This is a genomic window from Streptomyces sp. NPDC025793 (assembly GCF_055558375.1).
Genome location: NZ_JBVHMR010000009.1, coordinates 124184 through 145992 on the forward strand (window position 1 = coordinate 124184; position 21809 = coordinate 145992).

The 21809-nt window shown below is 72.9% G+C and carries 20 protein-coding genes, 1 pseudogene and 1 riboswitch; of the genes and pseudogenes, 8 read left to right on the forward strand and 13 right to left on the reverse strand.

Annotation, left to right across the window (positions count from 1 at the left end; all coding sequences use genetic code 11):
- Positions 1 to 100: 100 nt before the first annotated feature.
- Positions 101 to 1051: a LysR family transcriptional regulator gene (locus ACZ4MF_RS19490; protein WP_467493203.1), complete on the forward strand. Its 951-nt coding sequence runs from the start codon at positions 101 to 103 to the stop codon at positions 1049 to 1051.
- A gap of 40 nt (positions 1052 to 1091) precedes the next feature.
- Here the strand turns inward: ACZ4MF_RS19490 and ACZ4MF_RS19495 are convergent, their stop codons facing one another.
- Positions 1092 to 2294, reverse strand: coding sequence for a PucR family transcriptional regulator (locus ACZ4MF_RS19495; protein ID WP_467493204.1), 1203 nt, complete (start codon positions 2292 to 2294; stop codon positions 1092 to 1094).
- Positions 2295 to 2475: 181 nt separating this feature from the next.
- Here ACZ4MF_RS19495 and ACZ4MF_RS19500 point away from each other — a divergent pair, with 181 nt between their 5' ends.
- Positions 2476 to 3444 carry an SGNH/GDSL hydrolase family protein gene (locus tag ACZ4MF_RS19500; RefSeq protein ID WP_467493205.1) on the forward strand — a complete coding sequence of 323 codons (969 nt, stop codon included), beginning with the start codon at positions 2476 to 2478 and terminating at the stop codon, positions 3442 to 3444.
- A 20-nt stretch (positions 3445 to 3464) separates the two neighbouring features.
- On the opposite strand, the gene ACZ4MF_RS19505 is transcribed toward ACZ4MF_RS19500, so the two are convergent.
- The 7 genes from ACZ4MF_RS19505 to ACZ4MF_RS19535 all read right to left on the reverse strand — a co-directional run bounded on the left by ACZ4MF_RS19505 (position 3465) and on the right by ACZ4MF_RS19535 (position 15458).
- Positions 3465 to 4496 (reverse strand): cytochrome c oxidase assembly protein, encoded by a 1032-nt coding sequence (locus ACZ4MF_RS19505; RefSeq protein WP_467493206.1) that lies wholly within the window; start codon positions 4494 to 4496, stop codon positions 3465 to 3467.
- A 135-nt stretch (positions 4497 to 4631) separates the two neighbouring features.
- Entirely contained in the window at positions 4632 to 5924 is a 1293-nt protein-coding gene (locus ACZ4MF_RS19510; protein WP_467493207.1) for an NRAMP family divalent metal transporter, read from the reverse strand.
- A complete protein-coding gene (locus ACZ4MF_RS19515; protein WP_467493208.1) occupies positions 5921 to 7267 on the reverse strand; it encodes a magnesium transporter MgtE N-terminal domain-containing protein in 1347 nt (448 codons plus the stop codon). The genes ACZ4MF_RS19510 and ACZ4MF_RS19515 overlap by 4 nt, the downstream gene beginning before the upstream one ends.
- A 320-nt stretch (positions 7268 to 7587) precedes the next feature.
- A riboswitch (M-box (ykoK) riboswitch) is annotated at positions 7588 to 7759 on the reverse strand.
- Positions 7760 to 7852: 93 nt separating this feature from the next.
- Positions 7853 to 11950 (reverse strand): molybdopterin-dependent oxidoreductase, encoded by a 4098-nt coding sequence (locus tag ACZ4MF_RS19520; RefSeq protein WP_467493209.1) that lies wholly within the window; start codon positions 11948 to 11950, stop codon positions 7853 to 7855.
- Positions 11951 to 12226: 276 nt separating this feature from the next.
- Complete coding sequence (locus tag ACZ4MF_RS19525; protein ID WP_467493210.1) at positions 12227 to 12808, reverse strand: lamin tail domain-containing protein; 582 nt, start codon at positions 12806 to 12808, stop codon at positions 12227 to 12229.
- A gap of 310 nt (positions 12809 to 13118) precedes the next feature.
- Complete coding sequence (locus ACZ4MF_RS19530; RefSeq protein WP_467493211.1) at positions 13119 to 14786, reverse strand: alkaline phosphatase family protein; 1668 nt, start codon at positions 14784 to 14786, stop codon at positions 13119 to 13121.
- 261 nt (positions 14787 to 15047) lie between these two features.
- Complete coding sequence (locus ACZ4MF_RS19535) at positions 15048 to 15458, reverse strand: hypothetical protein (protein ID WP_467493212.1); 411 nt, start codon at positions 15456 to 15458, stop codon at positions 15048 to 15050.
- A 312-nt stretch (positions 15459 to 15770) separates the two neighbouring features.
- Between ACZ4MF_RS19535 and ACZ4MF_RS19540 the strand changes: the two genes are divergently transcribed.
- The 5 genes from ACZ4MF_RS19540 to ACZ4MF_RS19560 are packed head-to-tail and all read left to right on the forward strand — an operon-like array spanning position 15771 to position 18148.
- The gene (locus ACZ4MF_RS19540) at positions 15771 to 16478 is read left to right on the forward strand and encodes an NPP1 family protein (RefSeq protein ID WP_467493214.1); all 708 of its coding nucleotides are present in this window, start codon (positions 15771 to 15773) and stop codon (positions 16476 to 16478) included.
- A 20-nt stretch (positions 16479 to 16498) separates the two neighbouring features.
- Entirely contained in the window at positions 16499 to 16966 is a 468-nt protein-coding gene (locus ACZ4MF_RS19545) for a pyridoxamine 5'-phosphate oxidase family protein (RefSeq protein WP_467493215.1), read from the forward strand.
- Positions 16967 to 17019: 53 nt separating this feature from the next.
- Entirely contained in the window at positions 17020 to 17193 is a 174-nt protein-coding gene (locus ACZ4MF_RS19550; protein WP_467493216.1) for a hypothetical protein, read from the forward strand.
- Complete coding sequence (gene cpt, locus ACZ4MF_RS19555) at positions 17190 to 17723, forward strand: chloramphenicol phosphotransferase CPT (protein WP_467493217.1); 534 nt, start codon at positions 17190 to 17192, stop codon at positions 17721 to 17723. Before ACZ4MF_RS19550 ends, cpt begins: the two co-directional genes overlap by 4 nt.
- Positions 17720 to 18148, forward strand: coding sequence for an ankyrin repeat domain-containing protein (locus tag ACZ4MF_RS19560; RefSeq protein WP_467493218.1), 429 nt, complete (start codon positions 17720 to 17722; stop codon positions 18146 to 18148). Before cpt ends, ACZ4MF_RS19560 begins: the two co-directional genes overlap by 4 nt.
- A gap of 293 nt (positions 18149 to 18441) precedes the next feature.
- On the opposite strand, the pseudogene ACZ4MF_RS19565 reads toward ACZ4MF_RS19560, so the two are convergent.
- Positions 18442 to 18663, reverse strand: a pseudogene (locus ACZ4MF_RS19565) (zinc-dependent alcohol dehydrogenase); the annotation flags it as partial.
- Here ACZ4MF_RS19565 and ACZ4MF_RS19570 point away from each other — a divergent pair.
- The gene (locus tag ACZ4MF_RS19570; RefSeq protein ID WP_467493340.1) at positions 18617 to 18889 is read left to right on the forward strand and encodes an LmrA/YxaF family transcription factor; all 273 of its coding nucleotides are present in this window, start codon (positions 18617 to 18619) and stop codon (positions 18887 to 18889) included. The pseudogene ACZ4MF_RS19565 and the gene ACZ4MF_RS19570 overlap by 47 nt on opposite strands.
- Before the next feature lie 103 nt (positions 18890 to 18992).
- Here ACZ4MF_RS19570 and ACZ4MF_RS19575 read toward each other — a convergent pair whose 3' ends face one another.
- The 4 genes from ACZ4MF_RS19575 to ACZ4MF_RS19590 all read right to left on the reverse strand — a co-directional run bounded on the left by ACZ4MF_RS19575 (position 18993) and on the right by ACZ4MF_RS19590 (position 21652).
- A complete protein-coding gene (locus ACZ4MF_RS19575) occupies positions 18993 to 19754 on the reverse strand; it encodes a hypothetical protein (RefSeq protein WP_467493219.1) in 762 nt (253 codons plus the stop codon).
- Positions 19755 to 19797: 43 nt separating this feature from the next.
- Positions 19798 to 20469, reverse strand: a complete 672-nt coding sequence (locus ACZ4MF_RS19580; protein ID WP_467493220.1) for an acetate uptake transporter — start codon at positions 20467 to 20469, stop codon at positions 19798 to 19800.
- Between the two features lie 117 nt (positions 20470 to 20586).
- Positions 20587 to 20961 carry a LysE family translocator gene (locus ACZ4MF_RS19585; protein ID WP_467493221.1) on the reverse strand — a complete coding sequence of 125 codons (375 nt, stop codon included), beginning with the start codon at positions 20959 to 20961 and terminating at the stop codon, positions 20587 to 20589.
- A gap of 94 nt (positions 20962 to 21055) precedes the next feature.
- The gene (locus tag ACZ4MF_RS19590) at positions 21056 to 21652 is read right to left on the reverse strand and encodes a hypothetical protein (protein ID WP_467493222.1); all 597 of its coding nucleotides are present in this window, start codon (positions 21650 to 21652) and stop codon (positions 21056 to 21058) included.
- Between the last annotated feature and the right edge of the window lie 157 nt (positions 21653 to 21809).

Here is a 21809-nt window from a genome sequence, read left to right on the forward strand (position 1 = left end):
GGTGCGGCCTCGGGGACCATCTGACCGGTCCGGGCACCGGAGCGGCCAACAACCGGACCCACCGGGCGACAACACCGCGTTGTCGCCTATGGTCAGCGGCATGGATCTCGACCTCGCCCTGGTCCGCGCCTTCGTCACCACCGCCGGGACGCTGCACTTCGGGCGCGCCGCCGAGGAACTGCACACCAGCCAGCAGGCGTTGTCCAAGCGCGTGGCCCGGCTGGAGGAGCTGCTCGGTGTGCGGCTCTTCGAGCGCCAGGGCGGAGTCCGGCTCAGCGAGGCGGGCGGGCGGTTCCTGCCGGGCGCGCGCGAGGCGCTCGCGGCCGGCGAGCGCGCCGTCGCGGCCGTGACCGGCGCGGGAGCGGCCGTGCGGATCGACATCTGGGGGCATCTGTACGCGCCGATGCGCACCGTCGCCGCCGCCGTCCGGGCGGACGGCCCGGTGCGGTGGGAGCCGGGTCCGGGACGTGACTGGCCGTCGGTCGCCCGGGCCCTGGTGCGCGGTGACGCGGACCTCGGCTTCGGCCGCGTGCATCCGCTGCCCGGGGGACGGGACGCGGGACTGACCCAGCGGCTGGTACGGCTGGAGCCCGTCGACGTGGTGCTCGGCCCGTCCCATCCGCTGGCCGGCGCCGACGCGCTGCGCCCCGTCGACCTGCGCGACAGCGCGCTGTGGAGCCCGGCCGAACTGAGCCGCCTGGACTTCCTGTGCCGATTCGCCGACGAGTTCCGCATCACGCGCCGGCACGACGGCCCCAACCTGGGCCTCGATCACCTCCTCCAGCACGTCCGCGCCGACCGCGAGGGCTTCACCCTCTTCCCCGCCGACGCGCCGCTGCCGGACCACTCGGGAGTGCGCGCCATCCCGCTGGTCGATCCGACCCCGCTGTACGCGTGGTCGCTGGCCTGGCACGACGCCTACCGTCACCCGCTGCTCGACACCCTGCTGCGGGGCTTCGCCGAAACCGGCCGCGCCCGTCGCTGGCTGGAGTACGCCCCGGGCCGCGACTGGCTCCCCGACGTCGACCACGCGAAACTGGCGGCGCGCTAGCCGGTCGGCAACTCACGGCTCACGTCGCACAGTTCATGGCTCACAGCACCTCGGGAGAATGCGGGAGCAGCCGCAGGGCATGCAGGGCCACCGAGAGTTCCGCGACCGCGCGGGGGTCCTGGAGGGAACGGCCGGTCAACTCCTCCAGGCGGCGCAGCCGGTAGCGGACGGTGTTGCGGTGGCAGAACAGCTGCCGCGCCGCGTCGGCCGCCGAGCCCCCGGCCGCGTACCACTGCTCCAGGGTCGCCAGCAGTCTGCCGCGTTCCTCGTCGGGCAGGGCCAGTACACGCGCGAAGACCGTCCGTGCGATCCGGGCGGCCTCGTCCACGGACGCGGCCACCAGCAGGGCGACCGGGCTGTCGTCGAACCGTACGACGCCCCCGGCCTCCCGCGGTACCCGGGCCGGCGCGAGGCGGGCCGTCCGCAGGGCCCTGGGGGTGTCCCGCAGGGCGCGGTACGCGGGACTGACGCCCACCCGGGCCGCGGCGACACCGCCGAGGACGCGCAGGGCGGCCTCCTCGCCGTCCGGGCCGCGCACGGCCATGATGCCGACCTGAAGGTCGGGCAGCAGCCGCCAGGCGGAACGGATCCGCTCCGCGAGCAGCCGGGGCTCGATGCCGGGCAGCGCCTCATGGCCCGGCACGGGGACAGCGGCCGCCACGACCACGAAGGGGCCCTCGGCCGGCAGGCCGAGCGCGTCGGCGGCTTCCCAGAGCGTGGTGCGGTCGGTCAGCATGCCCGTGAACAGGGCCTCGACCAGCACGGAGCGCTCGCGGTCGCGTTGCAGCAGCAGTTCCGCGGCAGTTTCGCGGTAGGCGTCGCTGGCCGCCGCCGCGAGGCCCTCGTTCACCCACCACGCCGCGAGGGCCACGAGGATGTCGGTGGTGACGGCGTCAGCGGCCCGGGCGGCGGACGCCAGCTCGGACCACAGGAACTCCGAGCCGACCCGGTAGGCGTGCAGCAACTCCCCCAGCGGTGCTCCCTCGCGCGCCGCTCTGCGGCCCGTCTCCTGCGCCGGCGCCATGCCGGCCGCACAGCCGTGGGCCAGCTGCCCGAAGACCAGCTCGGTGTTGCGCCGGCAACTGGCGGTCAACTCCTCGAAGGCGACGGGACCTTCGCCACCGTAGTAGCCGACCTCGGCGCGGATACGGCGGGCCATGCGGGCGCCCAGCTCGTGCGCGCGGCCGAGCAGCGCGGCCGCGACGGGGGCGATCTCGGCGGGTGAAGGCGGTGTGCGGCTCATGACCGGCAGGTTACAAACGGGCCTCGGCGTGCGCGAAGGCGATGTGCGCGGGGACAACGGGGCCGTCGTGCCGCTGTGCGCGGGCACATGGTCCGCGGGGCGGGGGCTACGACGATGTCCGCAACGTTACCGGCCGGTACCGGAGTTGTGCATCCGCCGTCCCGTCTCCCCAGGAGCAACCGTGCCCAGAGCCGCATCGCCGAACACGCACCGCAGCCATCGCGCACCGCGCACGACAGCCGCCGAGGACCCGCGCACCGCACGGGCCGCCCGCGGCGCGAAGGCGCTCGTGCGCTGGACGTCCGCCCTCGCCGGTGGAGTACTCCTCGCGACCGCCTCCACCACCACCGTCGCCCTCGCCGCGCCCTCGACGGGCGGCGCCTATGTGGCGCTCGGGGACTCGTACGCCGCCGGCGCCGGCATCCCCGCCCAGTCCGCGGGCCTGTGCATGCGCTCCGACCACGACTACGGCCGGCTCGTCGCCGCGTCCCTGGGCCCGAGCACGTACCGGGACGTGACCTGCGCGGGCGCGAAGGCCAGTGCGCTCACCACGGCCCAGACGGATGCCGGAGCGGTGGTCAACGGCCCCCAACTGGACGCCGTCACGCCGGACACCGCCCTGGTCACGCTCACCGTCGCGGGCGACAACCTCGGCACGTCGGACTTCGGCTTCGGGGACGTCGCCGCCACCTGCTCCGCCCTGTCCGTGACCGACCCGCTCGGTACCCCCTGCCGCGACCACTACGAGAACACCCTCGACGCGCGTGTGGACGCCGCGGCGGCGCAGCTCGGCAGCGCCCTGCGGCTGATCCGTGCGCGGGCCCCGCGGGCCAGGGTGCTGGTCGTCGGCTATCCGGCGGTGCTGCCCGACGACCCCGCGGAGTGTCTCGGCAGGTTGCCGGTGACGACCGGGGACATCGCGTACCTGCGGTCCGTGCTGGGCGGTCTCGACGACGCGGTCGCGGCCACCGCCCGGGCCGGCGGCGCCACGTACGTGGACACGCTCACCCCGACCCGGGGCCACGACAGCTGTTCCGCCACGCCCTGGATCGAGGGACTGTTCCCCGCCTCGCCCACCCTGCCGCTGCATCCGAACGCCACCGGGGAACGCGCGATGGCGGACGCCGTCCTGGGCGCGCTCGGCGCCTGATCCGGCTGGTACGGCCGACGTCACTTCTCCCGGTGCTGGCCCCGGATCCTCGCGGCCACCTCGTTCTGTTCCGTCTCCCACCAAGGGCGTACCCGCTCGGCCTCGGGAGACGGAGCCCGATGGGCGTGCTCCGCGGCGGGGGCGGGCACGACGGCGGGGGTGAGTTCCGCGTCCAGGCGGCGGTCCAGGGCGGCGTTCTGGACCCGTTCCGCGCGCGCCCACTGGTAGAGGAGGGCCAGCAGGAAGGGCAGGGCGACCAGCTCGGCGATGCTCAGCATCGCGCCGCCGCCGATCTGCTGGTCGTGCTGGACGTCCGGGGACCAGGTCGGCGCGTGGTGCAGGTACCAGGCGCCCGCGATCAGCGTGCCGTGCGTCATCACCACGACGCCCGGGATCGCGTCGACGATGCCGTCCAGGAAGACCAGGGCGGCCCGTACCGGGTGGGTGCACCAGCGGGGCAGCGTCTGCTCGTGGGTCAGCATCGGTACGACGAAGAGGCAGCCGGCCACGAGCAGGTGGAGGTACATCAGCTCGTGCAGCCAGCCCACGCCCAGGGCGGTGGCGAAGTACGGCGTGAAGTACACCGTCAGTTCCGTGGCGAGCACGAGGGCGGTGCTGATGAAGGGGAAGGTGAGCACGCGCACCAGGCGGCCCGACATCACCCGGCGCACCCGCCCGGCGGCGTCCTCCGGCAGGGCCTCGACGGCGAGCCGCAGCGGGTCGCCGAGGGCGAGGCCGAGCGGGGCGACGAGGTCCAGCAGCACGTTCTGCACGGCGGCCGGCCAGAACAGCACATGGTCGTAGACGGCCAGCGCGGACATCGTGGCCACCACCAGCGCGCCCAGGCCGAGCAGCACGAACGCGGCCACGCGGACCGGTGGCCAGGGCTCGCCCCGCGCACGCAGCCGCGCGAGGCCCCAGCCGTAGAGCGCGCCCAGGGCGACGACCAGCAGCAGGGCGGGGATGTCCAGCTGCCAGGTGGACAGCAGACGTCCTGTGGTCAGCTCGGGGAGCTGGCCGGCCGACAGTGCGGTCGGCGCGTGGCCATCCATGCGGAACGTCCTCCTTTGGCTCGGTACGAGGGCCTCGGCGCCGAAGAGTCCGGCTCGGGTCCACCACGGGACGGTAGTCCCCGGCGGCCCGCGGCCCGGCATCGGGGTGCGGCACGCCGGGGTGAACGGCGTGGATCAGGCCAGACCGAACCAGCCCAGGACCGTCTGGACGAGGAGGATCGTCGACATGGCGGCGACGCCCACGACCACGGCGGTGGCGGCGACGCGGTAGCGCGGGCCGTTGGCGGCCGGGCCGAGGACCGAGCGGCGGTTGGTCAGCACCAGGAGGTAGACCAGGACGATCGGGCTGATCAGGCCCTGGAGGACCTGGGTGCCGATCAGCAGCTGGATGACGTCGACCGGGGTCATCGCGACCACAGCGCCCAGCACGATCTGGGCGGTGAACAGGCCGAGGAAGAGCGGGGCGTCCCGGAAGCTGCGGGAGACGGAGCGCTCCACGCCGGCGGCCTCTCCTATGGCGTAGCTCGCCGACAGCGGGACGACGGCACCGGCCAGGGCGGAGGCGCCGAGCAGACCGAGCGCGAACAGCAGCTCGGCGTTGCGGCCCGCGACCGGCTTGAGGGCCTCGGCGGCCTGGGCGGCCGAGTCCAGCGGGCCGGTGCCGCCGATGGCGGAGGCGGTGGCGATGATGATGGTCAGGCTGATGACGCAGGCGAAGACGGCGCCCAGGATGGCATCGGCGCGGATCAGCGGGTAGTCGGCGGGCTTGGCACCCCGGTCGACGACGCCCGCGGCGGCGTAGAACTGCATGTACGGGCTGACCGTCGTGCCGATCAGGGCGACCGCCAGCAGGATGAAGGCCTTGTTCGGCTCCATGTGCGGCACGACGAGGTGATGGCCGACCGCGCCCCAGTCGGGGTGGCCGAGGATCATGGCGACCGGGTAGGCGAAGAAGGCCAGCGACATGATCAGGAAGATGCGTTCGGCCCAGTGGTAGGAGCCGAACAGCACCAGCGCCCACAGCAGGACCGCGGCCGGCGGGATGACCGCCCACTTGGGGACGCCGAGGAGCTCGAAGGCGGCACCGATGCCGGCGAACTCGCTCACCACCAGGCCGGTGTTGGCGAGCAGCAGGCAGAACACGGCGAGCGCGGTCAGGCGGAGGCTGAACTGCTCGCGGATCAGGGCGCCGAGGCCCTTGCCCGTGTAGGCGCCGAGGCGGACGGCCATCTCCTGCACCATCACCAGGGCGACGGTGACGAGCACCATGAAGAACAGGGTGCCGTAGGTGAACTGGGAGCCCGCCGAGGCGTAGGTGGCGATGCCGGCGGCGTCGTTGCCCGCGTTCGCGGCGACCAGTCCGGGTCCGGCGACCGCCGCAATCATGGTGATGCGCCGCCAGCCGGTCCGGCGCGCGGGCGCGGTGGCCTGCGGTGCCTCGGTGGCGGTGTCGAGGTCGCGGGTCACTGCAGGAACCTCCGGAAGTGCAGCCGCCCGCGTTCGGGCAGCATCGCGTCGAGCAGGTCGTCGGCCAGGATCCGGCCGAGTGGGCGGTCGCTGTCGTCGACCACCAGGAGTGAGGAGGCGCGGGCCGCGACCAGGTGGTCGGCGGCCTCGGCCAGGGAGGTGTCGGCGCGGACGGTGTCCGGCGGGCCGAACTGGGCTCGCCAGGTGACGAGGTCGGTTATGGGGGTGGTGTCCTCGGCCACCGCCAGGTCGAACAGCGGGAGGTCGCACAGCAGCCGGTCCGTGCCGTCCACGACGGCGATCGCGTCGATCTCCGTCCGGTGCTCGTGCTGCTCGGCCAGCCGGCCGCGCACCTCGGCGACGGTCTCGTCCGGCCGAGCGGTGATCAGCAGCGTGGTCATGGCACCGCCCGCCGTGCCCTCCCGGTGGGTGAGCAGCCGGCGCAGTTCGGCCGCCTCGTCCTTGGGCATCCGGGTCAGCAGGGCCTCGCGCTCCTCGCGGGTGAGGTCGCGCAGGGCGTCGGTGGCCTCGTCGGGCTCCATCTCGTCGACCAGGCGGGCGGCGTGTTCCGGCTGGGCCTCGCGCAGCAGGTTCTGCAGCTCGGCGGGTTCCATCTCCTCCAGCGCGTCGGCGGCCTGCTCCGGTTCCAGCCAGCCGAGCAGCTGTTGGCGTTCGGCGCGGCCGAGGTCTTCGAGGATGTCGGCGAGGTCGGCCGGGCGCAGCCGGTGCAGGGCGGCCCGGGAGGCGCGCAGCCGGACCTCGGGCGGGCCCTCGGTGGCCTGCTCGGCGAAGGGGGCTATGGCCTGCCAGTCCAGCACCCGCTCCGGGGTGGGGCGGGCCTGCCAGCGGCGCGGGCCGAGCCGGCGCAGCAGGGTGGGCAGCGAGACGTCCACACCGACGAGGACGACCTGGTCGACCAGGGGCGTGAGATACAGGTCGGCGGCGCGGGTGACCTGGACGCCGTCGACGTCGACGAGCTGGTGGTCGAGCACGTCCTTGGCGAGCAGCGCCTCGCCGGGACGGCGGACGAAGTCGCGCAGGTCGACGCGGGCGGTGCGCAGCCGTACGTGCCCGGCGTGCACCTTGCCGAGGGCGTCGGCGGGCACGAAGGTGTGGCGCCGGCCGATGCGCAGGATGAGCCCGGTCACCGGCGGGTAGGAGTCGGTGCCGTAGAGCCGGGCGACGACGTCGACGATGCGGCCGACCTCGTCGCCGGACTGGTTGGTGGCCGGTCCGCCGATCAGTCCGGCGAGGGAGACCAGCGAGGTACGGACCGCCTTGGACGTGGTGGCACGGCGCTCCAGGTTGACCCGGCGGTCGCGCAGGCGGGCCGAGGTGGACATGAGCAGAGTGTGGGCAGCCAAGATGAACACCCCCTTGCCCCGGTGTGACGGGGCTACGGGCGGCCCGTGGCAGCGCACGACTTCCCCGCACCCGGGCACCGGGCACGCCGGGCGCACACCGGCGCACGGCCTGCCGGCCGGGTGAACCGGTCGGGGTCAGGGAAGAAGAGGCTGCTGCGGGCCGCGGAAGGACGGCGCGGACAACACGAAGAAGGGCCGACTATGGCCCGGACTACTGTCCATGTCGCCTCCTCCCGGTCACGGCCGCGCTGAGAGTGTCGCGGTCCTGTGGCGGAGGGCAGCCGGAGCCGGCTCGGCCCGGCACACCCCTTCTCGTCAGAGCTTTGGCACTCCACGGCGTGATCCCCGTACGGGGAAGCCACTTGGGGTCACCCCTTGGGCCGGGGAGACCTGTCCTGATCCGGAGCGTCTCTCGACGGGTGGGATCAGTGGCCTGTGTCCGTGAAGACGCCTCACCGAACGAGGTGCCTTTCGTTTGTCCGCACCAACGATACGCGTGCCGCAACCCGCCTTCCGCACCCATGACCGGCCCTTGACCTGCACACAACGGAACGGAAACCGGCGTCAGTACACATCCCGCACATACCGCTTGTCGGCGCCCAGCTGTTTCACGTAGGCGGCGGCCTCGGCCTCGGCCAGGCCGCCGTGCACGACGGCGATCTCACGCAGGGCCCGGTCGACGTCCTTGGCCATGCGGGAGGCGTCGCCGCAGACGTAGAAGTGGGCGCCGTCCCGGAGCCAGGACCACAGCAGCGGGCCGTGTTCGCGCATCCGGTCCTGGACGTAGACCTTGGCGCGCTGGTCCCGCGAGAAGGCGGTGTCGAGGCGGGTGAGCGTGCCCTCGGCGAGGAACCCGGTCAGCTCCTGCTCGTAGTAGAAGTCCGTCGCCCGGTGCTGTTCGCCGAAGAACAGCCAGTTGGGGGCGCGATGGCCGCGGGCCCGCCGCTCCTCCAGGAAGCCGATGAAGGGCGCGACGCCCGTGCCGGGGCCCACCATCACGGCCGGGGTGGCGGGGTCGGCGGGCGGGCGGAAGTGCGGTGCCCGCTGGACCCGGACCGGCACGGGGGTGCCGGGCTCGGCGTCCGCGAGGAACGGGGAGCACACGCCCTGGCGGGGACGCCCGTCCGGGTTCTCGTACCGGACCACGGAGACCGTCAGGGACACCAGGTGGGGGTCGGTCAGAGGGCTGGACGATATGGAGTACAGCCGGGGTTGCAGCCGCCCCAGCACGTCGGCCCATTCCTGCGCCCCGGCCCGGACGCCGAACTCGGCGACGACGTCGACGGCCTGGCGCCCCCAGGACCACTGCGCCAACTCGCCCTTGTTGTCGGGCCGGAGCAGCTTGCGCAGCTCACGCGGGTCGCGGGTGCGGTCGGCGGCGAAGCGCAGCAGGTCGGGGGTGACCCGGGTGATGTCCAGGTGCCGGAGCAGGGCTTCGGCGAACGGCACCTCTCCGGCGTGCTTGACCTGTACGGCCGTGTCCGCGTCGACTCCGGTGACGGCGAGCCATTCGGTCATCAGCTCCGGCCGGTTGACCGGCTGTACGGACAGGGCGTCCCCGGCCTCGTAGAGGAGGGGGGCGTCGCTGTCGCGGGTGTCGAAGGTGAACCGCCGGACCTCCTTGCCGGCGCCGGGCAGGCTGAGCAGGCGGTTGCCGGTGAGGCGGGCGGTGACGGGGGTGGGGCGGCTCGACCGGGGCGCGGCCTGCGGGGCGGCAGGGCTCGCGGGCGCGGCGGAGGGCGGCTGCTCGGCGGTGCTCAGCGCGGCGAGTATCTGGTCGAGCCAGGCCCCGGCCGCGCTCTCGTAGTCCGGTTCGCAGTCGATGCGCGGTGCCAGCCGCGTCGCGTCCAGCTCCGCCATGCGCCGGTCGAGGCGCCGGCCGTGGCCGCAGAAGTCGTCGTAGGAGGAGTCGCCGAAGGCCAGGACGGCGTACCGCCTGCCGTCGAGGCGTGGTGCGTCGGGCGCGGCGAGGGCGTCCCAGAAGCCGGCGCCGTTGTCCGGGGCGTCGCCGTCGCCGAAGGTGCTGGTGATGAGCAGCAGGTCGGCGTCCGAGGGCAGGGCGGCGGGGTCCGCCTCCTCCATGGGCAGCAGGGCGGCGCGGTGCCCGTCCGCGGTGACCCGCTGCGCGGCCTCGGAGGCGAACTCCTCGGCGTTCCCGGTCTGCGACGCCCACAGGATCACCACCTGGCGGCGGGCAGCGTGCGGTGCTGCCGCGGACGGGGGCGTCGCCGCGGTCGTCCTGGAGTACATGCCGGCCAGGACGCCGTTGACCCACAGGGCGTGCTCCGGGCTGAAGGGGGCGTCCGGCGGCAGGACCGGGACGCCCGGGGCGCCGGACGGGATGCCCGCCAGGAAGCCGGTCAGATACCGGCGTTCGTGTGCGGCGAGGACCGGCGGAGGCGGCGCGGGCTCCAGCCCGAACGGGGCGGGGACGGACACCGTGGACGCCTCTGGGACGACAGCCGGGGCTGCCACCGGCACCGGGGACCGCACCGTCACCGCGGTGGCGACCTTGGTCAGCGCCACGGCACACATCTTGAACTCGGGCTGGAACGACAGCGGGTCGACGGCGTCGCTGGTCACCGCGTTGACGCTCAGGTACTCCCCGAACAGGTCGTTCCAGTGGAACGGCGCGAAGCAGCAGCCGGGCCGTACCCGGTCGGTGACGACGGCGGGCAGCACGGCCCGCCCGCGCCGCGAGGCGACCTCCACCGAGTCTCCGTCGGCGAGGCCCAGGCGATCCGCGTCCTCGGGGTGCACCTCCACGAACGGGCCGGGGTCGAGTTTGTTCAGCTTGGCCACCTTCGCCGTCTTGGTCAGCGTGTGCCACTGGTGCGGGAGCCGGCCGGTGTTGAGCACGAACGGGTAGTCGTCGTCGGGCATTTCGGCCGCCGGGACGTGCGGGCGGGCGTGGAAGACCGCGCGGCCGCTCGCCGTGGGGAAGGTCGGCGCGCCGCCCGCGCCGACATAGCGGACGGGATTGCGGTCGGGCCCCTCGGGCGTGGCCGCCGGCCACTGCACGGGCGTGGTCCGCAGCCGCTCGTAGCTCACCCCGCGCAGGTCCCAGCCGGTCACCGGGTTCCAGGCCCGCTTGATCTCCTCGAAGATCTCCTCCGCGCTGTCGTACGCGAAGCCCTTCTCGTACCCCATCTCCCGGGCCACGGCGGCGATGATCCGCCAGTCCGCGGTCGCCTCGCCGGGCGGGTCGGCGGCCGGGCGGGCGAGGGTCAGGTTGCGCTCGCTGTTGATCAGGACGCCCTCGGTCTCGGTCCACAGCGCGCCGGGCAGGACGACGTCGGCGTAGGCGTTCGTCTCCGTCTCGGCGAACACGTCCTGGGTGACGACGAATTCGGCGGCTTCCAGGCCCTCGATGACCGTCTTGCGGTTGGCTACGGAGGCGACCGGGTTGGTGCAGATGATCCAGCAGGCCCTGATGTCCCCGTCGGCCATCTTCCGGAACATCTCGACCGTGCCCTTGCCGACCCCGTCGGCGCGCAGAGCGCCCGGCTCCAGCTGCCACAGCTCCTCGACGAAGGCCCGGTCGGCGTCGGCGAGCACGGAGCGCTGGCCGGGCAGTCCCGGTCCCATGTAGCCCATCTCCCGGCCGCCCATGGCGTTGGGCTGGCCGGTCAGCGAGAAGGGGCCGGAGCCCGGGCGGCATATCGCGCCGGTGGCGAGGTGCAGGTTGACCAGGGCGTTGGTGTTCCAGGTGCCGTGGGTGGACTGGTTCAGGCCCATCGTCCAGCAGCTCGTCCACTCCCCCGCCTCGCCGATCAGCCGGGCCGCCTCGCGCAGGTGCTCCTCCGGGATGCCGGTGATCTCGGCGACGGCGGCGGGCGGGTAGTCGGCCAGGAAGCCGGGCATCGCCTCCCAGCCCTCGGTGTGCGCGGCGATGAAGGCGGGGTCGGTGTGGCCGTTCTCGTGCAGCAGGTGCAGCAGTCCGTTGAGCAGCGCCAGATCGGTGCCGGGTCTGATCTGGAGGAACAGGTCGGCCTTGGCGGCGGTGGCGGTGCGCCGCGGGTCGACGACGATCAGCTTGGCGCCCGCCGACTTCACGCGGTCCATCATCCGCAGGAAGAGGATGGGGTGGCAGTCGGCCATGTTGGAGCCGATGACGAGGAAGACGTCGGCCCGGTCGAGGTCCTGGTAGGAGCCGGGCGGTCCGTCCGCGCCCAGCGACAGTTTGTAACCGGTGCCGGCGCCGGCCATGCACAGCCGGGAGTTCGACTCGATCTGGTTCGTGCGGATGAAGCCCTTGGCCAGCTTGTTCGCCAGGTACTGCGCCTCCAGGCTCATCTGACCGGAGACGTAGAGCGCGACCGCGTCGGGGCCGTGCTCGTCGATGATCGCGCGCAGCCGGCGGGCGGTCTCGCCGACGGCTGCCGTCAGGGGCGCCGGGCGGGGCTCCGCACCGCGGTCCGGCCGCACGAGGGCCCCGGTCAGCCGGCCGGGGGCGGCGAGCATGTCGGCCGTGGTCGCGCCCTTGGTGCACAGCCGTCCGAAGTTCGCAGGGTGCTCCCTGTCCCCGCTGGCCTTCAGGACCGTACGCCGTCCGTCCGGTCCCGTGCCGACGTCGAGGACCATGCCGCAGCCCACTCCGCAGTACGAACAGACCGTCCGCACCTTCGTCGTGCCCTCGCTCCGCGAGCCCGGCGCGGCCACGGGCGCCTCCCTGTCCAGTGCTCGACCTGATCTCACCCTTCGTGACGGTACGAACGGCTCATTACGCCGGTGTCTCCGCACCTGATCATCAGCGGTTACGCCTGCCGCACAGCTGCCGGGGGACGTGTGTGAGCCTGCCGCGAGGCCCGGGAGCCGTGGCGGGGGAAGGGGGTCGGGCAAGGGACAGCCCCGGTCGGCGCGAACGCCGTCCGGGGCTGCCGGGTGGGGAAGGGGTCGGCGGCGGTCGCCGCGGCCGTGCCCGCCGTGGTGCGCTGCCTAGCGGTGACCGGCCTCGTGACGGGTGGCCGCGTGGCGGACGGCCTGGTGACGGGCGGCTTCGTGGTGCCGGGCGGCTTCGTGGTGCCGGGCGGCTTCGTGGTGGCGGGCGGCTTCGTGGTGGCGGAACTCTCCGCCGTTGCGGTGGCTGCGGCCGCCCCAGGACACGGCGTCGAGCACGCGGCCGCGGTCGTCGCGCAGCGTCGCCGAGTCGGCGTTGTTGTCCCACACCCGGATGCGGCGGTCCTGGTAGAGGTCGGTCTTGGTGTCCCGGCCGACTCCGGTGTGGACGCGCACGGTGGCCCGGCCGGCGAGCCGGACGTGGTGGAAGGTGTACGTGTGGCCGTTCCGGTCGGACAGCGTCCAGCGGTCCAGGTTCACCGCCCGGCGCGAGCTGTTGGTGACCGCCACCCACTGCTTGTTCAGCGTGGTGTTGGAGCGGTCGGCCCGGCTCTGCCCGTCGTGCCGTACGCCACTGATGTACACCACCGAGTGCTGACGGCCCAGGTGCTGACCGTCGGCCACGGCCGGCAGGGCCGCTACGCCCACCATGGCGGCGGCCACGGAAGCGGCGGCCGTCACACGACGGACGGAAGAAGAAACGGACACAGGGTCCCCCTTCGCGAGAGCGCGTTGGCGCGGGTCGGCGGCCGGTTGGCCGCGCACGCTCACCCTGCAACCCCTGGTGGACTTTGTAAGGAAAACGCGCAGGGCATTACGTTTCTCGCAACAATCCGTAACTCTCGGATGCAATGACCATTTATGTCCTGAATGGTGAATTCCGGCGGCATGTCGGGCCTGCCCATGGACGTCCGCCCGAGCGGTCACCCGAAAGTGAGTAACGAGTACGTACTCCATCCGGATCAACCGCCCGGGCGACGGGCGCGAGGGCTCAGCGCACGGGGAGGACCCGCGTGTGCTCGGCGCGTACGGCGTCCAGGCTGCGCGGGTCGAGGCCCAGCAGCCGCAGGATCGTCGGGGCGATCTGCGTGGTGCGCACCGGGCTGTCGACGCGGACGCCGTGCGGGGTGGCGGCGCCGGTGACGACGAGCGGGACGTCGAGGTCGTCGGCGTGGGCACCGCCGTGCTCGGCGATCTTGCCCTTGCCGCCGGTGTAGACGACGCCGTACCGGGTGACGCCGACCAGGTCGGGCACGCGGGAGTCGCCCGGGCGGGCGTGGAAGTAGCCGGCCGCGGCAGCGCCCGCGTACAGGGTCTTCAGTCCGCTCGCCGTGAAGGGCCGGGCCTTGCCGTCGATGCCGTTGCCCGTGCCGGACTGGGCGAGGAGGTAGGCCTTGGCGAAGGCGGTGGCGGCCTTGGACCGGTCGGTGAGCCAGATCAGCATGGCGTCGTCGTCCACCGCGTGGGCGACGAGGTCACCGGCGCCCGGGTGAGCGGCCTTCCAGGCGGCGTTCAGGCCGTCGAGGAGGGGGCCGTCGTCGATGCGGGTCAGGGCCTGGGGGTCGGTGGGCGACTGGCCGTGCTTGGACGACAGGATGACCGTGGTGCTGTCGGCGAGGTGCTGCCTGCGCAGCTCGGCGAGGAAGGCGCCGACCTGCTGGTCCACGTAGGCGAGGCTCTTCGCCAGCAGCGGGCCGGGCACGCCCTTCGCCCGGTAGCCGCCGGCCAGGCCGTCGGACGTGGGCAGCTTCTGGGCGGTCGAGACGGACTGGAAGTTCATGCCGAAGACCGCCGGAGTGCCCACCTTGTGGGTGCGGCCGTGGTCGTAGCCGTCGATCTCGTTGAGGACGGCGCTCACCTTGTAGCCGTCGTACTGCCGGGTCGCGGCGTTGTCCTTCGTCCAGTCGTCACCCGCCGCGTAGCCGGTCGCGTTGCTGTTGATCTCGGGCGCGAAGAGGTCCTGGATGCCCTTGCCGGAGGGGCCGTTGAGGATGTCGTAGGCGGCGTGCTTGTCGGACCAGGCGGTGCGCAGACCCGCGGTGCGGGCCACCTCGAAGACGGTGTTCACGCGCAGGTAGGAGTGCGGGTAGACCGGCCTGCACGTCTTCGGGTCGACCGGCAGCTTCGAGGGGTCGAGGAGGCGGGTGGGGTCGCCCGTCATGTGGAGGATGCTGCCGGGCAGGCCCTTCAGACCCTGGCCGGCGTCGAGAGAGTCCTTGTTCTTGTCGAGGTCCTCGGTGAGGTCGACCTCGGCACCGGGCTTGGCGCCGGCGCACTTGGTGGTGCCGGCCGGCAGGAGGGCGGAGCTGTAGGCGTCGTCGTAGTAGACACCCGTGGTATCCGGGTTGCCGCCCGTGAGCTGGCCGACCATGCCGGGAAAGGAGTCGGACGGGTTCGTGGTCGCGGCGTGCGTGTACTCCACACCGCCGCCCGCCAGTTGAGCGAGCGCGGAGTGCGGGTGCCGGGCCGTGTACCAGGCGAGGTCGGACTGGTGCAGTCCGTCGACGGACAGCAGCAGGACGTGCCGGGCGGCCGGGTGCCGCTGCGCGGGCGCATGGGCGGAGGCGGGCGCGGCCGCCGCGGTGAGCGCGCCGACGGCGGCCAGCGCTGCGGCCGCCGCCGTGATGGTGCGTGCGGGGTGGGACGGGCGTCGGGACAAGGGTTCTCCTCGGACTGTGCTGAGCGAGCGAGATCATGCGAACCGTGCACGGACATCCGAGGGGAGGAACGTGTACGGAAGCGGACCGGCATGTCCTGTTCAGCCCAAGAAACTCATCGGCGCACGCAAAGACGCCCCACAGGTGCGGTCAGCGCCGCGTGCGTGCGGCGGTGCCCGCGCCGTTGACGGTGCCGAAGTCCGCGGCACCCTCCAGCGCCACGCAGGTGCCCGAGTCCAGCAGTTCCGCGGCCGCACGGCGCATCACCCCGTACGCGGCCGGGCGAGCGCGCCGCCCTCGCTGACCCGGCGGCCCCCGACCGCTTCGAGACCAGACACGGCCGGTACGCCCGGTCCGGCCATCACGATGACCGGCCACGGACCGCGGCGGACCGGTTCGGCCACCGTGTCCGGGTCCACGAGACCGGGGACGCAAGGCTGTCGGCGCCCGCCCCCGCGCAGGCCACAGCCGGGCAGCCCGGCCTCCTCGGCGGCGGCGCGGGCCGCGCTCAGGCGTACGGCCTGAGCGGGAGCGTCGTGCAGCGGACCGCCGCGCGAGCGAGTCCTCCAGATCGACTCCGCCCGCCCCGGCCTCGACCACGGCGCGGACGGTGGCCGCGACGTCGTCGACACCGGGGCCGTAACCGCCCCTGCCTGGACGCCCTGGCGGTCCACGGCCGTCTCGTCTCCTTCGGCAACGCGAGCGGGGCGGAGCCGTGGCATGCGGGGCGCAAGCCACCTGGGCGGAACATTCGGAGACAACCTCAACTCCATTGCCTCACCACTTACTTCACCCCTTGACGTAAGTGGTCCACACCTTTAGGTTCGCGGCACGACCACGCCCCGTCCGAGGCTCACGCAAGAGGTGTTGAGGTGCGAACCCCCCTTTCCCCCACAAGGGTTCCCGCCGGTCCGGCATCCGGCGGCCGCCGTCGGCCGCGACTGCGCCGGTCGGCCCCGGCCGCCGTATTCGCCGCGCTGGCTCTCGTGCTCACGCTCCCCACGCAGGCCGACGCCGACGTCCTGACGCTGCTGCCGCAGAACGCCGACGGCCTGGAACAGACCTTTTCCCCCGCCTACGACTACGACGGCGACGGCTGTTACGCCACGGCCGCCATCGGCGCCGACGGCAGGATCAACCCCGGCCTGAAGCTCGGCGGCGACGTCAACGGCCACTGCCACGACTACGCGCAGCTCGCCAACGCCAACACCTATTCACGCGAGAAGTGCAACAACGGCTGGTGTGCGGTCGTGTACGCCAGCTACTTCGAGAAGGACCAGGCGACCCTGGGTCCGGCGGCCATCGGGCACACCCACGACTGGGAGCACGTGGTGGTGTGGATCAACGGCAACGAGGTCCGGTACGTGTCGGTGTCCCAGCACACCGGTTACCAGGTGGCCGCCCGCTCCTCGGTCCGCTTCGACGGCACGCATCCGAAGATCGTCTACCACAAGGACGGCATCTCGACACACGACTTCCGCTTCGCCAACGCCCATGACGAGCCCCCGGAGAACGTGACCGGCGGCTGGTTCTACCCGCGTCTGGTGGGCTGGAACGGCTACCCGCCCGGATTCCGCGACAAGCTCATGAGCGCCGACTTCGGGGCGGCGACCATCAAGATCAAGGACGGCGACTTCGCGTACGCCCTGGCGCACTCCATGCCGTCGGGCATCCCCTTCGACCCGAACGCCTGACGCCACATAGGCTGCGACTCATGAAGATCGGGGACACGGCTCGTCGGGGACGGCCGGAACGCATACGCGACACACTGAAGCGGCTTGAGGCGGAGCGGGACGTGTGGCTGGCGACGGCCCATCCCGACCACGGGCCGCACCAGTTGCCGCTGTGGTTCCTGTGGGACGGACGGGCGATCTGGATGTGCACCGGCGCGACGTCCGCGACCGCGCGCAACGTCCAGGCCGAACCGCGGGTCCGGCTGGCGCTGCCGGACACGTTCGACGTGGTGCTTCTCCAGGGCGAGGCGGAGACCTTCTCCGACCGGGAGGTGTCCGCCGAGGCGGCCGAGGCGTACACCGGGAAGTTCGGCTGGGACCCGCGCGCGGAGGACGGCCCCTTTGTCTACCTCCGCGTCGTGCCGAAGACGGTGCGTGCCTGGCGCGGCGAGCCGGAACTGCGCGGCCGGCTCCTCATGCGTGACGGGGTGTGGCTCGGGTCCGACTGAGCGCGTCGCACGCTTCCCGCGTGCGGTCGGCCTCGGTACGGGACAATGCCGCCATGATCGAGGACATCCACACCGAGAGCGCTCCCTTCGTACGCTTCCCCGACGGCACCGAGCCGCCGCCGTCCCAGGCGATCAGGGCCGGTGACCTGGTGTTCACCTCCGGACAGGGGTCGCTCGGCCCGGCCACGCACGCGATACCGGACGACCTCTCCGGTGTGACCCGATGAGGACCCGGGTGATCGTGCTCAACGGCGGTTCCAGCTCGGGGAAGTCCGGGATCGTGCGATGTCTCCAGGCCGTCCTGCCGGATCCGTGGCTGGCTCTCGGGACGGACACACTGGTCGACGCGATGCCGGCGGCCCTGCGGGCCTCGGACACCGGGATCGGGTTCGCCCCGGACGGAGAGGTCACGGTCGGACCGGAGTTCCGGCGGCTGGAGGCGGCATGGATCGCCGGGGTCGCCGCGATGGCCCGGTCGGGCGCGCGGGTCGTCGTCGACGAGGTCTTCCTCGGCGGGGCGCAGTCGCAGCAGCGCTGGCAGAAGGCGCTGGCCGACCTGCACGTGCTGTGGGTCGGCGTCCGGTGCGACCCCGGTGTCGCCGCGGGCCGGGAGGTCGCACGGGGTGACCGGGTCATCGGGATGGCCGCCGCCCAGGCGGACCTCGTCCACCGGGGCGTGACCTACGACCTCGAGGTGGACACCACCCGCGCCGAGTCGATGGAGTGCGCACGGACCATCGCGGGACACCTCAGGTGAACCACCGCCGACGCAAGAAGCTGTACCGGAATCTGTTCACCGCGATCCTGCACGACGACCTCTCCCGCGTGGCAGCGCTCCTGCGCTCCGGGGCGGACCCGGAGCGGGGTGACGGCGACGGCGCCACCCCGCTCTACCTGGCGTCCGTGAACGGACAGGCCGCGATCGTCCGGCTGCTCCTGGCGGCCGGGGCCCGCCCCGACACTGAGAGCGGCGGACTCGGCTCGGAAGGCACGCCGTTGTGCGCGGCCGCCTGCTGGGGGCACACGGCCGCGGTGCGCGAGCTGTTGGCGCACGGTGCCGATCCCCGCCTGCGCGAGGACGACGGCACCGGCCGCACCGCCCTGGAGTGGGCACGCGACTGCGGCCATCCCGGGACCGCGGCCGTGCTGCGCGCCGCGGAGGCGACCGCTCCGGGCGTCTGACACAGCGGCAGGACGTCTACGGCTGCGCCCGCATCCCGGGGAACAGCGCGCGGGCCCGCTGCCGGGTCCGGGGCGATGAACACCGCGTCGGCCGCCACCAGTCGGACGTCGGGGTCCGCCTCGGTCGTGATCGATCCGGTCACGAACGCCTTGCGGTCCGCCGTGCCCGTGCCGCGGGCGCGCACGCACGGCGGGGTCTCCAGCGGGACCGGGCGGGCCCTCGTGGGCGGGGCCAGTGGGCCCGCCGGTTCGGTGACAGGGCTGTACGTCCGTGCGCCGTCGGGGAATTCGTCGTGGGCGCGGACGTTGTCCCGGGCGATGCACAGGGTGACGCCGGTGAGGTACATGTCCGGCAGGGGCAGCTCGCCGGGGCGGAAGTGGTTGCCCGCGGACTCGCACACACCCTCCGGAGCAAGGGACTTGACGGCCAGGGCGAGCTGGTCGACGCGTCCGGTGGCCGCCACGGCGATGTCGAAGCCGCGCGGAAGCGGCTCCAGGGACTCGGCGGTGGCGGCGCACAGGGTGCGGGCCGCCGACGTGTTCACCGCCTGGGAGCGCCTGCCGGCCGACTCACTGTGCGCGCACGGCGCCGAGCCCGAGCGGGCGGCGCAGCCGGCGCCGCTCACCGTCGCGTCCGTGGAGGGCACGGTCGCCATGCGCCGCGCCAAGCGCAGCACCCAGCCCCTGGACCACGCCGCGGACCAGCTCCGGACCCTGATCCTCGCCACGATCGCGGACTGAACGCACCCACCGAGGCCGGGCCCGGTTCAGGGCGTCCCGCAGGGGGCCGGACCCGAGGAGCCGGTGGCCGCTGGATGGCGCCGATGCGCGACCCCGGTCCCGGCTACTTCAGGATGTTGACGGCTCGGGCGACCACGAGGACCACGGTCACCAGGGACACCGACGACTGGAGCATCATCAGCATCTTGGACCAGCGGGACAGCGGCATGACGTCGGTCGGACTGAAGGCGGTGGCGTTGGTGAAGGACAGGTAGAGGTAGTCCAGGAACGCCGGTTCCCAGTCCGACGGGGCGATGTCCGGGCTCTGCATCTGGACGAAGAGGAAGTCCGCGTACCGGTGCTGTCCCTGGACCCGGGCCATCGGGCCGCCCCGGTCCCACTCCCAGTACCACAGGGCGAACACGATGACGTTCGTGACCCAGATGACGCCGCCGGTGAGCAGCAGCGGTACCGCCTGATCGGCTCCCCTGCCGTTCACCAGGTCCGCCACGAGCCGGACCGCCGACCATCCGTTGGCCAGGCTGATGACGCAGATCAGGGCGAGACCGAGCCATCGCAGCCACCGGGTACTGGGCTCCACCCGCCGGGGGTTGGCGGCGACCAGACCGGCCAGCAGCACCAGCTCCAGCACGGGCATGGCCCAGGCGGGGTGCAGGAGGAGGAGCCGGTGCGGCAGCGTGAGCTGGAGGCCGACGGCCGCCAGGATCACGACGGTGACCGTCCAGCGCGGCTCCCCCCGGGTCACTCGCTGCCAGGCGGGGACGAGTTCCCGCTCACCGCTCTCCAGCAACCGCTCGATCCTGGCGAGGCGGCTCTCGGCGTCGCCCGGGCCGTCGCCCATGTCGTCATGCATGCCGTCGTTCATGAAGAGGATTGTCGCGGGCGACCCCCTGCCGACGGGAACCCCCTCATGCCTCGGGCGGGACGCTCGACGGGCGCGCCGGAGCCGGTCCGGGCCGGTGCGAGCCCACGGGCAGGATCGTACGGCCGTGTGTCTCGTTGATGACGGTCGCCGCCGAGGCGTACCAGGCGGCCAGTCCCGTGAGGATGCCGAGCCATCCGCCGACCTGGGTCAGGGCGTGCGGCTCGGCCCCGGTCTGGAACGCCCCGATGGCCAGGGAGACGAAGGTGAGCGTCAGCAGCACCAGCACGGCCAGCACAGCCAGGCTGACCCGCAGCGCGGCGACGGCCATGTAGGCGGTGAAGACGGCCCACCCGAGCAGGAACAGGCCGAGGGTGTTGTGCGCGTCACCGGCGAGGGCCAGGCGCGGCGCGATCCACCAGTAGCCCAGCCAGAAGGCGCCGTACGAGACGAAGACCGTCGCACCGAACGTGTTACCGCGCCGGAACTCGAACAGGCCCGCCGCGAACTGGGCGAGACCGCCGTAGAACAGGGCGAGTCCCAGCACCGGAATGATCGCGGCGCCCTCCTTGAGCAGGTTGGTGTTGATGACCGAGAGCAGCAGGGTGGTGAGGGCGAAGCCGGCCAGGCCCAGCGGGGCCGGGTCGCCGCGGACCGCCGGGCGCGGAGTGTGTGCGGGCGGCTGCTCCGGGTGCAGGCTCCTCGTGTCCTCGTTCATGACCGGCTTCCCTTGTCTCCGGTTGTTCACTTTTACGAAAAGTACCCGTTTGCCGTATTCATTAGGCATGTTCCGAACGGGTAAATACGCGGCGCCGACGACGGGCCGAGGGGCCGGTCAGTCGGCTGTCGTCGCGACGACGAGCCCGGACCCGATCAGTACGACACCCGTCACCCGGCCCGGCGCCCGGCGCACCCGCGGCGTGTGCAGTAGCGGTCCGGCCCTGGCCAGCAGGAGGACACAGCCGCGCAGCCAGGTCAGGGCGAGGCAGATGTGCAGGAGGACGAGAAGCGTCATGGCCCAGGCGGTCGGCAGCCGGGGCGGGGCCAGCGCGGGGAGCAGTCCGGTGCGGGAGACGGCGATCTTCGGATGGAGGGCGTTGCTGACGAGCCCGGTCCGCCATGGGTTGCCGGCGCGGGTGGGAGTCCCGGTCTGCGTCGGGACGGTCGCGCCACGCCGGTGCTGCCACGGCGACTGCGCGCCCAGGAACACCAGATCTCCGGCGCCGAGGAGCCTGACGGCCGGGTAGGCGCTCGGCGAGTACCGCCGCGAGCCCGGCCACGGTCAGCGCACCGTGTCCGGCCGCTCATGCCGTCGGCGTGACGTCGCAGGGGCAGGGCCGGTACTCCAGGCCGAGTTCGCCGTCGACGGCGTGGCTGGTGCGGGTCGAGGCGTCGGCGACCTTCTCCCAGGAGCCGTACTTGGCGTAGAGCTGGTCGGCGGTGGGGCCGAGCGGGTTGCCGTACTTGGCCATGTTGCGCTCTTCGAGCTGCCGGACCTCCTCGGGCGTCATGCCGGCCCGGGTGATCTCCTTGGCCTCGTTGCGCATGTCCACCAGCCTGCGGGCGATCTCCTCCGGACCGGCTCCCTCTGCGCGCATCTCGCAGCGCACACGGTCCATCTCACCGATGAGCCCGAGGTACCGCATGCGGATGCCCCGCGCCTGCACCCGTTCCTGCGGGGTCTCGCGGCGGATCTGGCACACCACCGGCTCGGGGCTCGTACAGGCTCCGGTGCTCGGCGGTGCCGTGGACAGCGGGGCCACGACCACCGGGCCGCCGCAGTAGTCCGCGCACTGGGCGGGTGCTGCCGCGATCGTGGCGGGCAGGGTGGTGGCGGCCACGGTGGCCAGGACGACGGCGGCGCGTCGCAGGACGCGCGGGGTGAAGGACGGTACACGCATGGTGCCAGTCTTCGGACGGGCGGGGTCCGGGGGCGAGTGGCGCGCGCGAAGATCACACGAGGGAGTGACACAGGCCGTCGGGCGTGCCTCGATCCGTCAACTCCCTTTACCCGAAGGCGGGATACCGACGGCAGCCCGCGCGCGGGGAACCGACCCG

Excerpts from the sequence above, each read along its gene's own strand:
- ACZ4MF_RS19490 (WP_467493203.1), top strand. The coding sequence starts at position 101 with ATGGATCTCGACCTCGCCCTGGTCCGCGCCTTCGTCACCACCGCCGGG.
- ACZ4MF_RS19495 (WP_467493204.1), bottom strand. The coding sequence starts at position 2,294 with ATGAGCCGCACACCGCCTTCACCCGCCGAGATCGCCCCCGTCGCGGCC.
- ACZ4MF_RS19505 (WP_467493206.1), bottom strand. The coding sequence starts at position 4,496 with ATGGATGGCCACGCGCCGACCGCACTGTCGGCCGGCCAGCTCCCCGAG.
- ACZ4MF_RS19515 (WP_467493208.1), bottom strand. The coding sequence starts at position 7,267 with ATGTCCACCTCGGCCCGCCTGCGCGACCGCCGGGTCAACCTGGAGCGC.
- ACZ4MF_RS19545 (WP_467493215.1), top strand. The coding sequence starts at position 16,499 with ATGAAGATCGGGGACACGGCTCGTCGGGGACGGCCGGAACGCATACGC.
- ACZ4MF_RS19550 (WP_467493216.1), top strand. The coding sequence starts at position 17,020 with ATGATCGAGGACATCCACACCGAGAGCGCTCCCTTCGTACGCTTCCCC.
- cpt (WP_467493217.1), top strand. The coding sequence starts at position 17,190 with ATGAGGACCCGGGTGATCGTGCTCAACGGCGGTTCCAGCTCGGGGAAG.
- ACZ4MF_RS19570 (WP_467493340.1), top strand. The coding sequence starts at position 18,617 with ATGTCGAAGCCGCGCGGAAGCGGCTCCAGGGACTCGGCGGTGGCGGCG.
- ACZ4MF_RS19575 (WP_467493219.1), bottom strand. The coding sequence starts at position 19,754 with ATGAACGACGGCATGCATGACGACATGGGCGACGGCCCGGGCGACGCC.
- ACZ4MF_RS19580 (WP_467493220.1), bottom strand. The coding sequence starts at position 20,469 with ATGAACGAGGACACGAGGAGCCTGCACCCGGAGCAGCCGCCCGCACAC.
- ACZ4MF_RS19590 (WP_467493222.1), bottom strand. The coding sequence starts at position 21,652 with ATGCGTGTACCGTCCTTCACCCCGCGCGTCCTGCGACGCGCCGCCGTC.